General features: G+C 69.9%; 13 protein-coding genes. 8 read left to right on the top strand and 5 right to left on the bottom strand.

Annotation, left to right across the window (positions count from 1 at the left end; all coding sequences use genetic code 11):
- Positions 1-626 precede the first annotated feature (626 nt).
- Positions 627-2,816 carry a transglycosylase domain-containing protein gene (locus ACWENQ_RS45190; protein ID WP_449915439.1) on the bottom strand — a complete coding sequence of 730 codons (2,190 nt, stop codon included), beginning with the start codon at positions 2,814-2,816 and terminating at the stop codon, positions 627-629.
- A 281-nt stretch (positions 2,817-3,097) separates the two neighbouring features.
- Here ACWENQ_RS45190 and ACWENQ_RS45195 point away from each other — a divergent pair, with 281 nt between their 5' ends.
- Positions 3,098-3,394: a WhiB family transcriptional regulator gene (locus tag ACWENQ_RS45195; RefSeq protein WP_148036282.1), complete on the top strand. Its 297-nt coding sequence runs from the start codon at positions 3,098-3,100 to the stop codon at positions 3,392-3,394.
- A gap of 60 nt (positions 3,395-3,454) precedes the next feature.
- On the opposite strand, the gene ACWENQ_RS45200 is transcribed toward ACWENQ_RS45195, so the two are convergent.
- On the bottom strand, positions 3,455-4,609 hold the full coding sequence (locus ACWENQ_RS45200) for an ArsA family ATPase (RefSeq protein ID WP_449915437.1): 1,155 nt from the start codon (positions 4,607-4,609) through the stop codon (positions 3,455-3,457).
- A 43-nt stretch (positions 4,610-4,652) separates the two neighbouring features.
- The gene (locus tag ACWENQ_RS45205) at positions 4,653-5,663 is read right to left on the bottom strand and encodes an ArsA-related P-loop ATPase (RefSeq protein WP_449915434.1); all 1,011 of its coding nucleotides are present in this window, start codon (positions 5,661-5,663) and stop codon (positions 4,653-4,655) included.
- Positions 5,664-5,781: 118 nt separating this feature from the next.
- On the opposite strand from ACWENQ_RS45205, the gene ACWENQ_RS45210 reads away from it, so the two are divergent.
- From ACWENQ_RS45210 to ACWENQ_RS45225, 4 genes are read left to right on the top strand one after another with little or no spacing between them, the layout of a single operon-like run.
- Positions 5,782-5,937, top strand: coding sequence for a hypothetical protein (locus ACWENQ_RS45210; RefSeq protein ID WP_354907925.1), 156 nt, complete (start codon positions 5,782-5,784; stop codon positions 5,935-5,937).
- Positions 5,934-6,389, top strand: a complete 456-nt coding sequence (locus ACWENQ_RS45215) for a RidA family protein (RefSeq protein WP_449915431.1) — start codon at positions 5,934-5,936, stop codon at positions 6,387-6,389. The genes ACWENQ_RS45210 and ACWENQ_RS45215 overlap by 4 nt, the downstream gene beginning before the upstream one ends.
- A gap of 43 nt (positions 6,390-6,432) precedes the next feature.
- A complete protein-coding gene (locus ACWENQ_RS45220; RefSeq protein ID WP_354907922.1) occupies positions 6,433-7,236 on the top strand; it encodes an NUDIX hydrolase in 804 nt (267 codons plus the stop codon).
- The gene (locus ACWENQ_RS45225; RefSeq protein WP_452419694.1) at positions 7,233-8,021 is read left to right on the top strand and encodes an MBL fold metallo-hydrolase; all 789 of its coding nucleotides are present in this window, start codon (positions 7,233-7,235) and stop codon (positions 8,019-8,021) included. Before ACWENQ_RS45220 ends, ACWENQ_RS45225 begins: the two co-directional genes overlap by 4 nt.
- Positions 8,022-8,038: 17 nt before the next feature.
- On the opposite strand, the gene ACWENQ_RS45230 is transcribed toward ACWENQ_RS45225, so the two are convergent.
- Positions 8,039-8,719, bottom strand: coding sequence for a Crp/Fnr family transcriptional regulator (locus tag ACWENQ_RS45230; RefSeq protein WP_354907920.1), 681 nt, complete (start codon positions 8,717-8,719; stop codon positions 8,039-8,041).
- Positions 8,720-8,911: 192 nt separating this feature from the next.
- Between ACWENQ_RS45230 and nth the strand changes: the two genes are divergently transcribed.
- Both nth and ACWENQ_RS45240 read left to right on the top strand, forming a co-directional pair.
- The gene (nth, locus tag ACWENQ_RS45235; protein ID WP_449915422.1) at positions 8,912-9,631 is read left to right on the top strand and encodes an endonuclease III; all 720 of its coding nucleotides are present in this window, start codon (positions 8,912-8,914) and stop codon (positions 9,629-9,631) included.
- Between the two features lie 152 nt (positions 9,632-9,783).
- A complete protein-coding gene (locus ACWENQ_RS45240) occupies positions 9,784-10,431 on the top strand; it encodes an NUDIX hydrolase (protein ID WP_449915420.1) in 648 nt (215 codons plus the stop codon).
- Here the strand turns inward: ACWENQ_RS45240 and ACWENQ_RS45245 are convergent.
- Positions 10,393-10,908 carry a HEAT repeat domain-containing protein gene (locus ACWENQ_RS45245; protein WP_354907916.1) on the bottom strand — a complete coding sequence of 172 codons (516 nt, stop codon included), beginning with the start codon at positions 10,906-10,908 and terminating at the stop codon, positions 10,393-10,395. The two genes, ACWENQ_RS45240 and ACWENQ_RS45245, sit on opposite strands and share 39 nt — an antisense overlap.
- A 79-nt stretch (positions 10,909-10,987) precedes the next feature.
- On the opposite strand from ACWENQ_RS45245, the gene ACWENQ_RS45250 reads away from it, so the two are divergent.
- On the top strand, positions 10,988-12,181 hold the full coding sequence (locus ACWENQ_RS45250; protein WP_354907915.1) for a MarP family serine protease: 1,194 nt from the start codon (positions 10,988-10,990) through the stop codon (positions 12,179-12,181).
- The last annotated feature ends 91 nt before the right edge of the window (positions 12,182-12,272 follow it).

The following is a 12,272-nucleotide window of genomic DNA, read 5'->3' on the forward strand; positions in this document are numbered from 1 at the left end:
TCCACGCGGCGTGCACCCCCGGTGGGCGGCAGTACGGCGAGCGGCCCGTGCACCAGGGACGACGCTACGGCGAGCGGCTCGTGCACGCGGCAGGTGGGTGTGCGGCGAGCGGCCCGTGCACTCGGCAAGCGGGCACGTGCAGTTGGCGGGCGGGTGGGCGCCAAGCGGCACATGTATCTGGCGGGTGGGTGTGGCGAGCGGCGCGTGCACTCGGCGGCGGGTGTGGTTAGCGGCACGTGCAGCTGTCGGGGAGTGTGCGCCACGCGGAACATGCAGCTGGCGGGTGGGTGTGGCGAGCGGTTCATGTGCGGTGGGCGGGCCGTTCGGCCGGCGGGGTCCTGGTCGGGCGGGCGCGGGTCGGCGGCCACGTCACGGCGGGTCGTCGGCGTCGCTGGAGTGGCGTGATGGACTGGCGGTCAGCGGTGACCATGGTGGCCGTGGGACGGCTTGCCGTACGGAAGCCGGCGCCTCCAGGACAAGCAGCCGGAGCCCCAGGACAAGCAGACGGAGCCCTAGGAACAGGGCGACCCTGGAAAGCAGCCAGACGGCGCCCCCGGGAACGCGTAGATAGCGCCCCCGGGAACGGGTGACGCCGGAGGCGGTCTGGCCTCCGGCGTCGGGGTGGGTCAGTCTTCGGGCGTGATCGTTCCGCCGTTGTCGTCGTTGTCCCAGATGTCCAGCGGGTTCTCGTCGTCGGGCGGACCGAACGGGTTGCCGCGGTCCCTGTCGCGGTCCTTGTCCTTCTTCGGCGGCTTGGGCGCGCAGCTCTTGGTGCATCCGCCGAACTTGTCGGCGTCGTAGCGCGTGAAGGAGACGGGCTCGACGCCGCGGAGCGACTTGAGCATGGAGTCCTTCCAGATCCGCCCGGAGATGGTGGCGCCGTAGACGTAGCTGTAGAAGCGTCCGCCGATGGTGACGTTGGTCAGGTCGTGGTCGAAGGCGCCGCGCGGGTCGCCGAGGCTGACGGCGGAGGCCAGGTTCGGGGTGTAGCCGGCGAACCAGGCGGCGGTGTAGCCGTCGGTGGTGCCGGTCTTGCCGGCCGCGTCCCTGCCGATGCCGCCGACCTCGGTCATGGTGCCCCGGGTGAAGACGTCGGACATGACCTCGTTGACCGCGTCGGCGACGTCCTCGTCCATGACCTGCTTGCACTTGGGCTTGGCCGTGGTGATCTTGCCGTTGCGGTCGCGGATCTCGGTGATGGCCATCGGGCTGCAGTACTGGCCGCGGCCCGCGAAGACGGCGAAGGCGTTGGCGACGGTCACCGGGTCCATCTCGTTGACGCCGAGCGTGAAGGTGGGGACCTGCTGGAGCTTGCCGCCGTCGGAGCGCTTGATGCCGAGCTTCTCGGCCATCTTGACGACCTTGCAGAGGCCGACCTGCTCCTCGAGCTTCATGAAGAAGGTGTTGACCGAGCCGAGCGTGCCGGTCCTGAGGGTCTTGAAGCCGCCGCCGCCCTCGCTGGAGTTGAAGACCTGGTGCGTCGAGCCGACCCTGAGGCCCTTGCAGTCGCGGAACGGGGTGTTGTCGACGGCGGGGACGTCGTAGGTCTTGCCGGTGGAGTTGCCGTCGTCGAGCTTCCAGCCGTTCTCGATGGCGGCCGCCAGCGTGAAGGCCTTCGCGGTCGAGCCCTGCTGGAACCCGACGCCGCCGCCGTGCTTGCTGTCGGCGGCCAGGTTGATCAGGGTCTCGTTCTTCTTCCTGTTGTCGCCGAACTTGCGGCTGGCGGCCATGGCCCGGATCTCGCCGGTGCCGGGGACGACCATGGCCTGCGCGGCGGCGGGCTTGTCCTTGGCGAAGACGTACTTCTTGATCGCGGTTTCCGAGGCCTGCTGCATCTTCGGGTCGAGCGTGGTCTTGATGCGCAGGCCGCCCTGCTGGAGCCGCTTCTCGCGCTCCTCGGGGGTGGCGCCGAAGTCGGGGTTGGTGAGGATCTCGTTCTTGACGTAGAGGCAGAAGTACGGGTACTTGCTCTCCTCGCAGCCGCCCGGGATCTTCGTGCCCTTGAAGCCCAGCTTCTCCTTCTTGGCCGCCTCGGCCTCGGCGGGGGTGATCTTGCCGTACTTGGCCATCGTGTCGAGGACGAGGTTGCGGCGCTTGAACAGGTTGTCCCTGGCGGTCTTGCCGAGCGTCGGGTCGGTGCGGACCGGGTTCTGGACGGCTCCGGCCAGCGTCGCCGCCTCCGACAGGTCGAGCTCGGAGGCCGGCTTGCCGAAGAAGCGCTTGGCCGCGGCCTGGATGCCGTAGGCGCTGGCGCCGAAGTAGGAGATGTTGAGGTACTTCTCGAGGATCTGGTCCTTGGTGTACTTCTCCTCGATGGCCATGGCGTAGCGCAGCTCGTTGAGCTTGCGGTTCAGGGTCGGCGCGATGGCCGCCATGGCTTCTTTCTTCGTCTTGGCCTTGTTGAACTGCACCAGCTTGACGTACTGCTGGGTGATCGAGGAGCCACCCTGGACCACGCCGCCGCCCGTGACGTTCTTGGCCAGGGCGCGGGCGGTGCCCTCCAGGTCGATGGCGCCGTGCTCGCGGAAGCGGACGTCCTCGATCGAGATGATCGCGTCCAGCATGACGGGCGCGATCTGGTTGATCTTCACCGACTCGCGGTTCTGGTAGTAGAACTGCGCGATCTGCTTGCCGGTGGAGTCGTAGATCTCGGTGCGCTCAGGGAGCGGCGGCTCGTCCAGGTTCTCCGGCCGCAGCGCCAGCGTCTCGGTGGTCGACTTGGCGGTCAGGCCGACCCCGCCCACCGCGGGCAGGGCTATGGCGGCGGTCAGCACCCCCGCGGCCGTGCCGGCGGCCAGCAGCCGCACGACGTTCACGATGGGGTTCGACTGGTCTTTGCCCTGAGCTTGCACAGACCCAAGACTACGTCGAAAGCGCTGCCTAATCGGTAACCGGAGGCCATTTCGCCTTGACTGAGCGAGGTGACTAGTCATTCCCGGTCAAGGTACTGGCGAGAAATTGGTCCTGCCGGGGTCTGTCGGCCCGAAGGCATGGTTGCGTACGTTCTCCTCTGCGGCAACTGAATACGGAGGCTCGGCGCCCGCGCCCGTCGGCCCCAAACGACGACTCAACCACCGAAGGGGAGTGGGGTCGAAACATGTGGATCACGGATTGGACCTCCCGTGCCGCCTGTCGGGGTGCGGACCCGGACGCGCTGTTCGTCCAGGGTGCCGCTCAGAACAGGGCGAAGCTGATCTGCCGAGGATGCCCGGTCCGTACCGAGTGCCTCGCCGATGCGCTCGACAACCGCATCGAGTTCGGGGTGTGGGGCGGTATGACGGAACGGGAACGGCGAGCGCTGCTCCGGCGGCGGCCTGACGTGGACTCCTGGCGCGAGCTGCTGGAGTCCGCGAAGGAGGAGTACGAGCGGACGAACGAGCTGATCGCCGGCTGACGTCATGACAGTACGGCCGGCGGGATTCCCGCCGGCCGTACTGTCATGCTCGGGGCCGGTTCAGGCGCTGTGCCGGACGGTCGCTTCCGTTCCGGTGGCCAGCAGCCGCCCGATCTCGTGCAGTCCGGTCAGGTCGTGGACGTCCTCCGACATGGCCGCGACCTGGACGACCGGCACGGTGGGGTGGGCCGACAGGAAGTGCTCGCGCTCGCGGTGCTCGCGGGCGGCGAGCTGCATCCGCCCGGCGTGCAGGCGGAGCACGGCGGCGGTCAGCTCGTGCTCGCCCCTCGACTCCAGTTCCTCGGCGGCGGCCGCGCTGCGGGTGGCCGACAGCGCCACCGCGGGCGACTCGTGCACCCGATTGATCACCAGGCCGGCCAGCGGCATGCGCTCCTCGGCGAGCCGTTCGACGAAGTAGGAGGCTTCGCGCATCGCGTCGCGCTCGGGGGAGGCGACGACCACGAACGCGGTGCCCGGCGCCTGCAGCAGCTTGTAGGTCATCTCGGCACGCTGCCTGAACCCGCCGAAGACCGCGTCGAGCGCCGACACGAAGGTCTGCAGATCCTTGATCACCTGCGCGCCGAGGAGCTTGGTCATCGCCCCGGCGACCAGCCCGAACCCGGCGTTGAACAGCTTGAACGCGCTGCGCCCCCCGGCCTTGGCCGGTGCCATCAGCAGCCTGATGAACCGGCCGTCGAGGAAGCGGCCGAGCCGTTCGGGCGCGTCGAGGAAGTCGAGCGCGGAGCGCGAGGGCGGGGTGTCGACGATGATCAGGTCCCACTCGTCGGAGCGGCGCAGCTGGCCCAGCTTCTCCATCGCCATGTACTCCTGGGTGCCGGCGAAGCTGGAGCTGAGCGACTGGTAGAAGGGGTTCGTCAGGATCTGGCGGGCCCGCTCGGGGTCGGCGTGGGCCTCGATGATCTCGTCGAAGGTCCGCTTCATGTCGAGCATCATGGCGAACAGCTGTCCCTCGCCCGCCGTGTGGACCAGGCGCGGGGTGTTGTCCAGCTCGGTCAGGCCCATCGACTGCGCCAGCCTGCGGGCCGGGTCGACGGTCAGCACGACCGACCTGCGCCCGCGCTCGGCGGCCCGCAGCCCCAGCGCCGCGGCGGTCGTGGTCTTGCCCACGCCGCCGGAGCCGCAGCAGACGACGATGCGGGTGCCGCGATCGTCGAGGATCGCGTCGACGTCGAGAACGGGGGGAGTACGGGTCACGGTGCCTCCTTCGCCGGCGTCACGACCGTGTCGCGCCGCTCGGTCACGCGGCGCCCTCGGCGCAGATGGTCTCGGCCAGCTCGTACAGCCCCGCCAGGTCGACGCCGTCCGCCAGCAGCGGCAGCTCGTAGCACGGCACGGTGGCCTTCCGGAGCGTGGCGCGCTCGGTCTTCTCCAGTTCGGTACGGCGGGCGTGCTCGACGACCTCCGCGGCCAGCGCCTCGGCCACCGCCGTCGCGTCGCTCGCCCCGTCGGCCAGACCGGCCGCCTTGAGCCCCAGAGCGATCTCCGCCGCGTCGAATCGTCCCTTGACAGCCGAGTCAAGAACGGCCTCGGGAAGCTGTGATTCACGCACCATGTTGATGAAGATTCCACCCACGGGAAGACCGGCCGAACGCAATTCGGCAATGCCGTCGAGCGTTTCCTGGACCGGCATCTCCTCCAGGAGCGTCACGAAGTGGACAGCCGTCTCGGCGGATTTCACCACACCGCTCACGAGCTCGGAATGGTTCTTGATCGGACCGACCCTGGCCAGATCCGCCACCTCCTCGGTCACGTTGAGGAAGCGGCCGATGCGGCCCGTGGGCGGCGCGTCGAGCACCACGGCGTCGTAGACGCGCCTGCCGTTCTTGCCGCGCCGCCGTACGGCCTCGGTGGTCTTGCCGGTCACCAGCACGTCGCGGAAGCCGGGAGCCACGGTGGTGGCGAAGTCGACGATGCCCATCTTGGTCAGCGCGCGGCCGGCGCGGCGCATGCCGTAGAACATCTCGAGGTAGTCGAGCATGGCCTCTTCGGGGTCGATGGCCAGCGCGTGGACGTCGCCGCCGCCGGGGGCGACGGCGATCCTCCGCTCCTCGTACGGCAGCGGCGGCAGGTCGAAGATCTGCGCGATGCCCTGCCTGCCCTCGACCTCGACGAGGAGGACCTTGCGACCGCCTGAGGCGAGGGCCAGAGCGAGCGAGGCGGCCACAGTCGTCTTGCCGGTGCCGCCCTTACCGGTCACGACGTGGAGTCGCACGCCGTCCCAATCGGTGTCCCTAGCGGTAGCAGTCACACTTGTCAGGCTACCGAACGGTTACTTGCCGTCCGCCTTTGAGATTTCTCACACTGGGCCGCCCTCGCGGGCCACCGCGCGGCGGTCCGGAGGGGGGCTGTTCACTACGCTGGCCTTCATGAAGAAATGGGAGTATCTCACCGCTCCGGTGCTGATCCACAACACCAAGATGATCCTCGACAACTTCGGCGCGGACGGCTGGGAGCTCGTCCAGATCGTGCCGGGTCCCGACGGTCAGGGCCTGGTGGCCTACTTCAAGAGGGAGAAGGCATGAACCCCGAGGAGAAGCTGGCCGAGCTCGGCCTGACCCTGCCCGAGGTCGTCGCCCCGCTGGCGGCGTACGTGCCGGCCGTGCGCTCGGGCGACCACGTCTACACCTCGGGTCAGCTCCCGATCGTCGACGGCAAGCTGGTGACGACCGGCAAGGTCGGCGCCGAGGTGACCGTCGACGAGGGGCGGGACCTGGCGAGGATCTGCGCGCTCAACGCCCTGGCGGCCCTCAAGTCGCAGGTCGGCGACCTGTCCGCGATCAAGCGGATCGTCAAGGTGGTCGTGTTCGTCGCCAGCGCGCCGGACTTCACCGCTCAGCCGCAGGTCGGCAACGGTGCCAGCGAGCTGCTCAGGGACGTCCTCGGTGACGCGGGCGTGCACGCCCGCAGCGCGGTCGGCGTCGCCGTCCTGCCGCTGGACGCCCCGGTAGAGGTCGAGCTGATAGCGGAAGTGTAGAAGAAGGTCCATCATGACCGAGTGATGTTCTAGAGGAGGTCATGTGGACAACGGGATCCCGCTCCCCGGCGAGTTCGGGGAGCGCGCACGAGACATCCTGGCAGGACGTGTCCAGCCGGTCCCCGCGCGGGACGCCGCCACGGTGGTGCTCCTGCGCGAGGGGCCGCAGGTCTACCTCCTCAGGCGCAAGGCGACGATGGCCTTCGCCGCGGGTGCCTACGTCTTCCCCGGCGGCTCGGTCGATCCGCGCGACACCGACCACTCCGTCGCGTGGGCGGGGCCGTCGCCCGCGGAGTGGGGCGAGGTGTTCGACGCCGAGGAGAAGACCGCCAGGGGCCTGGTGTGCGCCGCCGTACGGGAGACGTTCGAGGAGTCGGGCGTGCTGCTGGCCGGGCCCGGCCCCGACACCGTCGTGGCCGACACCACCGGTGACGACTGGGAGGCCGACCGGCTCGCGCTGATCGACAGGAGCCTGGCCTTCGCCGACTTCCTCGACCGGCGGGGCCTGGTGCTCCGCTCCGACCTGCTCAAGCCGTGGGCGCACTGGATCACGCCCGAGGTGGAGCACAAAAGGTTCGACACCCGCTTCTTCGTCGCCGTGCTGCCCGAGGGGCAGCGCACGCGCGACGTGGGCGGGGAGGCGGACAAGGTCGTCTGGCAGCCGCCCGCCGAGGCGATCGAGCTGGCGCACAAGGGGGAGATCTTTCTCATGCCGCCCACCTACCGGACGCTCGCCGAGCTGGCGGGCCATCCGGACCTCGACGCGATCCTTGCCGCCGAGCGGAAGATCGTCACCATCATGCCGAGAGCCGTCGAGCGCGACGGCCGGATATGGCTGATGACATGAGTGGCCTCCACGTCCCGCTGGCGGGCCCGGACGGCACGCGCACCGACCACGCCGAGAACATCCTGGCCCCCAATCCTTCGGAGATGACGCTCGAGGGGACCAACACCTGGGTGATCGGCACGACCGAGGTGGTCGTCGTCGACCCTGGCCCGGAGGACGAGCCGCACCTGCGCAGGGTGGCCGAGCACGTGGGCGACCGCAGGGTCGCCGCGATCCTGCTCACCCACGGCCACCACGACCACAGCGGCGGGGCCAGGCGCTTCGCCGAGCTGGTCGGCGCGCCCGTGCGGGCGCTCGACCCGCGGCACACCCTGGGCGACGAGGGGCTGTCCGACGGCGACGTGGTCGAGGCCGGCGGCCTGGAGCTGAGGGTGTACGGCACGCCCGGCCACTCCTTCGACTCCCTGTGCTTCTGGCTGCCCGCCGACCGGGCCATGTTGACCGGCGACACCGTCCTGGGCAGGGGCACCACGGTCATCGCGCACGACGGGAACCTGGCCGACTACCTGCGCTCGCTCGACCTGCTGCGCGCCACGGCCGAGGAGCTGGAGGCGGAGACGCTGCTGCCGGGCCACGGGCCCGCGCTGGGCGATCCCGTCTTCGCGCTCGACGCCTACATCGCCCACCGGCGGCAGCGCCTCGACCAGATCAGGGCGGCGCGCGCCGCGGGCGCCACCACGCCGCGCGAGATCGTGGAGGCGGTCTACACCGACGTCGACCGGTCGCTGTGGCAGGCGGCGGAGCAGTCGGTGCGCGCCCAGCTCGACTACCTGGACCGGTCGTAACCCTCGGAATTCCGGGATTACCGGGACCGGTTGTGCAGCCGCTCCATGTCGAGGATCACCACGGCCTTGGCCTCGATGCGCAGCCAGCCGCGCTGGGCGAAGTCGGCCAGCGCCTTGTTGACCGTCTCGCGCGAGGCGCCGACCAGCTGGGCCAGCTCCTCCTGGGTGAGGTCGTGGTGGACGCGCAGGCCGTCGTCGGTCTTGGTGCCGAACCGTTCGGCCAGGTCGAGCAGCGCCTTGGCGACCCGGCCAGGCACGTCGGTGAAGACCAGGTCGGCCAGCACGTCGTTGGTGCGGCGCAGCCGCTGGGCCAGCGCGCGCAGCAGGTGGAGGGCGACCTCGGGCCGGCCGGTGAGCCAGGGCCGCAGGTCGTCGTGGCCGAGGCCGGCCAGCCGTACGTCGGTCAGCGCGGAGGCGGTGGCCGTACGCGGCCGGGGGTCGAACAGGGACAGCTCGCCGAACATCTCGCTCGGCCCGAGCACGCTCAGCAGGTTCTCGCGGCCGTCGGGGGCGGTGCGCGACAGCTTGATCTTGCCCTCGAGAACGACGTAGAGCCGGTCACCCGTCTCGTTCTCGCTGAACAGGGTCTGCCCCTTGGACAGCTGAACCTCGGTGATGCTCGTGCGCAGCGCCGCGGCGCTCTCACGGTCGAGCGCGGCGAACAGGGGGGCCTTGCCCAGCACGTCTTCGGTGTTCACTCTGCCTCCTCAGCAGTCATTGTGACGTACCCCACTGCAGAGGTCAGAGGTGACCCATGGGTAATGGCTTGAGGGGATGCCACCTGCTGGTCGCCACGACGTTCCCACCACGGAGTTTACGGACTGATCCCCCCAAAGCGTTACTCAACGGATTGTTTCCCGGGACGAACGCGCTGGCCATACCCTTGCGGAATGGCGACGAACCGTAAGCGGGGGTCGGAGACCCGGCTGGGTCTCGTACGGCGGGCTCGGAAGATGAACAGGATCCTGGCCGAGACCTACCCTGACGCTCACTGCGAGCTCGACTTCACCAACCCGCTCGAGCTGCTCGTGGCCACGATCCTGTCGGCCCAGTGCACCGACAAGCGCGTCAACATGGTCACCCCCACCCTGTTCGCGAAATATCCCACCGTCGAGGACTACGCCGCGGCGGACCGGGCCGAGATGGAAGAGATCATCAAGTCCACCGGGTTCTTCAGGGCGAAGACCAACAGCATCATCGGGATGGCCCAGGCGGTGTGCGCCGACCACGGCGGCGTGGTGCCCAACCGGCTCGCCGACCTGGTCAAGCTGCCCGGAGTGGGCCGCAAGACGGCGAACGTGGTGCTCGGCAACGCCTTCGGAGTGCCGGGGCTGACCGTCGACACGCACTTCCAGCGGCTGGTGCGGCGCTTCGGCTGGACAGAGGAGACCGACCCGGTGAAGATCGAGCACATCGTGGGAGAGCTGATCCCCAGGCGGGAGTGGACGGTCTTCTCCCACCGGGTGATCTGGCACGGGCGGCGGATCTGCCATGCGCGCAGGCCGGCGTGCGGCGTGTGCCCGCTGGCGGCGCTGTGCCCGTCGTTCGGTACCGGCCCCACGGACGCCGTCGAGGCCGCCAAGCTCGTCCGGCCGGGCCCGTTCTCGTAACCCCCGCCCGGTCCTCGGCCGGTCCCCGGCCGGTCACCCGCGGCCCCGGCGTGGTGCCGTTGCCCGATTCCGCCGGAGGAGTGCGCCGACTCCTGCCAAGGTGGCCCCACACACAGGGAAGCCCGCGACGGCGCGATGCGTTGGAGGTATGCGTGACCGACGTCCCCGACTGGCTGGACAGGCTGACCGCCCGAGCCGTCCACACCCCCGTACCGAACGGCCTGCACCCGCCCGCGCAAGGCGGCCGCCCCGCCGCCGTGCTGCTGCTGTTCGGTGAGGGCCCCAACGGTCCCGACCTGCTCCTCATCCAGCGCAGCTCCCATGGCCGCAGGCACGCGGGCCAGCCGGCCTTCCCCGGTGGCGGCGTCGACCCCGAGGACGACGGGCCCGTGGGCGCCGCGCTGCGGGAGGCGGCGGAGGAGACCGGCATCGATCCCGAGGGGGTGAAGGTGCTGTGCACGCTGCCCGAGCTGTTCGTCTGGCACAGCGACAACCGGGTCACGCCGGTGCTCGGCTGGTGGCACACCCCGTGCGCGGTCTACGCCGCGGCTCCCGACGAGGTGGAGTCCGTGGAGCGGGTGCCGCTCGCCGAGCTGGTCGACCCGGCCAACAGGATCACGCTGCGCACGCCGAGCGGCCACTCAGGCCCGGCCTTCAGGGTGCGGGGGATGCTGGTGTGGGGGTTCACCGCGATGGTCCTCGACGCGGTGCTGCGCGAGGGCGGCCTGGAACGGCCGTGGGACACGGGCCGGGTGGAGGACCTACCGCCCGATGTCCTCGATCTGGCCGCCCGTGGCTAGCGCGATCCCGAGCGTCGCCCAGTCGGCCACGTCGTCGTCGCCGTCGCGGGTGAGCCGGCGCAGCGCCGCCAGCCCTCCGGGATCGGGCGGCCGGCCGAGGACGTTCGGCAGGGCGTAGGCCGCGCCGTACCTGACCCTGGCGTCGGCGTGGGCGGCCAGCTCGATCACCGAAGGGAGCGAGCGCGGGTCGCCCAGGTGCCCGAAGGCGATCAGCACGGAGAAGAGCACCATGGGGTCGTCCTCGCTGGCGGCCAGGAAACGCAGCACGGGCAGCGCCCGGTCCTTGAAGGCGGCCAGCTGGCCCATGATGTCGATGCCCAGCAGGCGTTCGGCGACGTCCTCGCCCGCGCACAGCCGGCGTGCCTCGGTGAAGGTCTCCAGATCCCCGCGCTCCTGCAGCGTGGAGATCACGTGCCAGCGCACCGGTCCGCCGGGATCGGTGTCGTCGAGAGCCGCCTCGATGAGATCGCGCATCATGGGCAGGCTATTGCCCCCGTACGGCGGGTCCTAGCGGAAGACGTTCACGCTTGACCGTATCGCTGGATACCTTTGAAGCGTGCGCGGTGATCTGCTCGACCTCATCCTGATCGGCCTCGTGATCGCCTTCGGCATCTCGGGTTACCGTCAGGGCTTCATCATCGGCGCGATGAGCTTCGTGGGGTTCGTCGGCGGGGCCGTGCTCGGCGTGTACATCGCGCCGCCCATCGCCAGGGCGGTGGTCGACGGCGAGACCGAGCAGGCGCTGCTCGCGATCGTGATCGTCTTCCTGGCCGCGACGATCGGCCAGTTCGCCTCCTCGACCGTCGGGGCGGTGGTGCGCAGCCACGTGACGTGGGAGCCCGCGCGGGTGGCCGACGCGGTCGGCGGTACGTTCGCCAGCGCGCTGTCGGTGCTGGTCATCGCCTGGCTCATCGGCTCGCTCGTCGTCTCCACCTCCTTCACCGTGCTCAGCACCCAGGTGAAGGACTCCCTGCTGCTCAGCACGGTCGACGAGGCCGTGCCCGACGCCGCGCGCAACTGGCAGCAGCCGTTCAAGGACTTCATCGACAGGTCGGAGTTCCCGCCCGTCTTCGACGCCATCGCCAACGGGCCGCTCGTCGAGGTGCCGCCGCCCGCGCCGCGCAGCCAGCTGCAGGGGCCCCGGCTGCAGAAGGCGCAGAAGGCGATCGTCAAGGTGCAGGGCACCGCGCCGAGCTGCAGCAAGCGCATCGAGGGCACCGGGTTCGTCTACGCCCCCGACCGCATCATGACCAACGCTCACGTGGTCGCCGGAGTCACCCGCGACCTCAGGATCACCGACCAGGCCGGACGGTCGCGCGACGCCGAGGTCGTCGTCTACAACCCCAAGCGTGACATCGCCATCCTCCACGTCCCGAACCTGGGCATCCAGCCGCTCGCCTTCGAGGGCACCGCGGAGAAGGGCGACAACGCGATCATCGCGGGCTTCCCGAAGGGGCAGGGGTTCACCGCCGAGTCGGCCCGCATCAGGATCAAGCAGCTGGCCAAGGGGCCGGACATCTACCGCGCCAACGAGGTCGAGCGCGAGGTCTACGCGATCCGCGGCAAGGTCCTGCCGGGCAACTCGGGCGGCCCGCTGCTGACCGTCGACGGCAAGGTGTTCGGGGTCATCTTCGCGGCCGCGACCAACCAGGCCGAGACCGGTTACGTGCTGACCGCGGGCGAGGTCAGGCCCGACGCCGTCAGGGGCGAGCACGACACGACGCCCGCCGACACGATGGACTGCGACTAGGAGCTGTTTCCTGGATCACGTGCGGAGCCAGATGACCAAGGCTGCGACCGTGACGGTTCCCAGGAAGATGTAGGCGCGTTTGTCGTAGCGG

It is taken from the genome of Nonomuraea sp. NPDC004354 (assembly GCF_053602555.1).

Excerpts from the sequence above, each read along its gene's own strand:
- ACWENQ_RS45195 (WP_148036282.1), top strand. The coding sequence starts at position 3,098 with ATGTGGATCACGGATTGGACCTCCCGTGCCGCCTGTCGGGGTGCGGAC.
- ACWENQ_RS45210 (WP_354907925.1), top strand. The coding sequence starts at position 5,782 with ATGAAGAAATGGGAGTATCTCACCGCTCCGGTGCTGATCCACAACACC.
- ACWENQ_RS45215 (WP_449915431.1), top strand. The coding sequence starts at position 5,934 with ATGAACCCCGAGGAGAAGCTGGCCGAGCTCGGCCTGACCCTGCCCGAG.
- ACWENQ_RS45225 (WP_452419694.1), top strand. The coding sequence starts at position 7,233 with ATGAGTGGCCTCCACGTCCCGCTGGCGGGCCCGGACGGCACGCGCACC.
- nth (WP_449915422.1), top strand. The coding sequence starts at position 8,912 with ATGGCGACGAACCGTAAGCGGGGGTCGGAGACCCGGCTGGGTCTCGTA.
- ACWENQ_RS45245 (WP_354907916.1), bottom strand. The coding sequence starts at position 10,908 with ATGATGCGCGATCTCATCGAGGCGGCTCTCGACGACACCGATCCCGGC.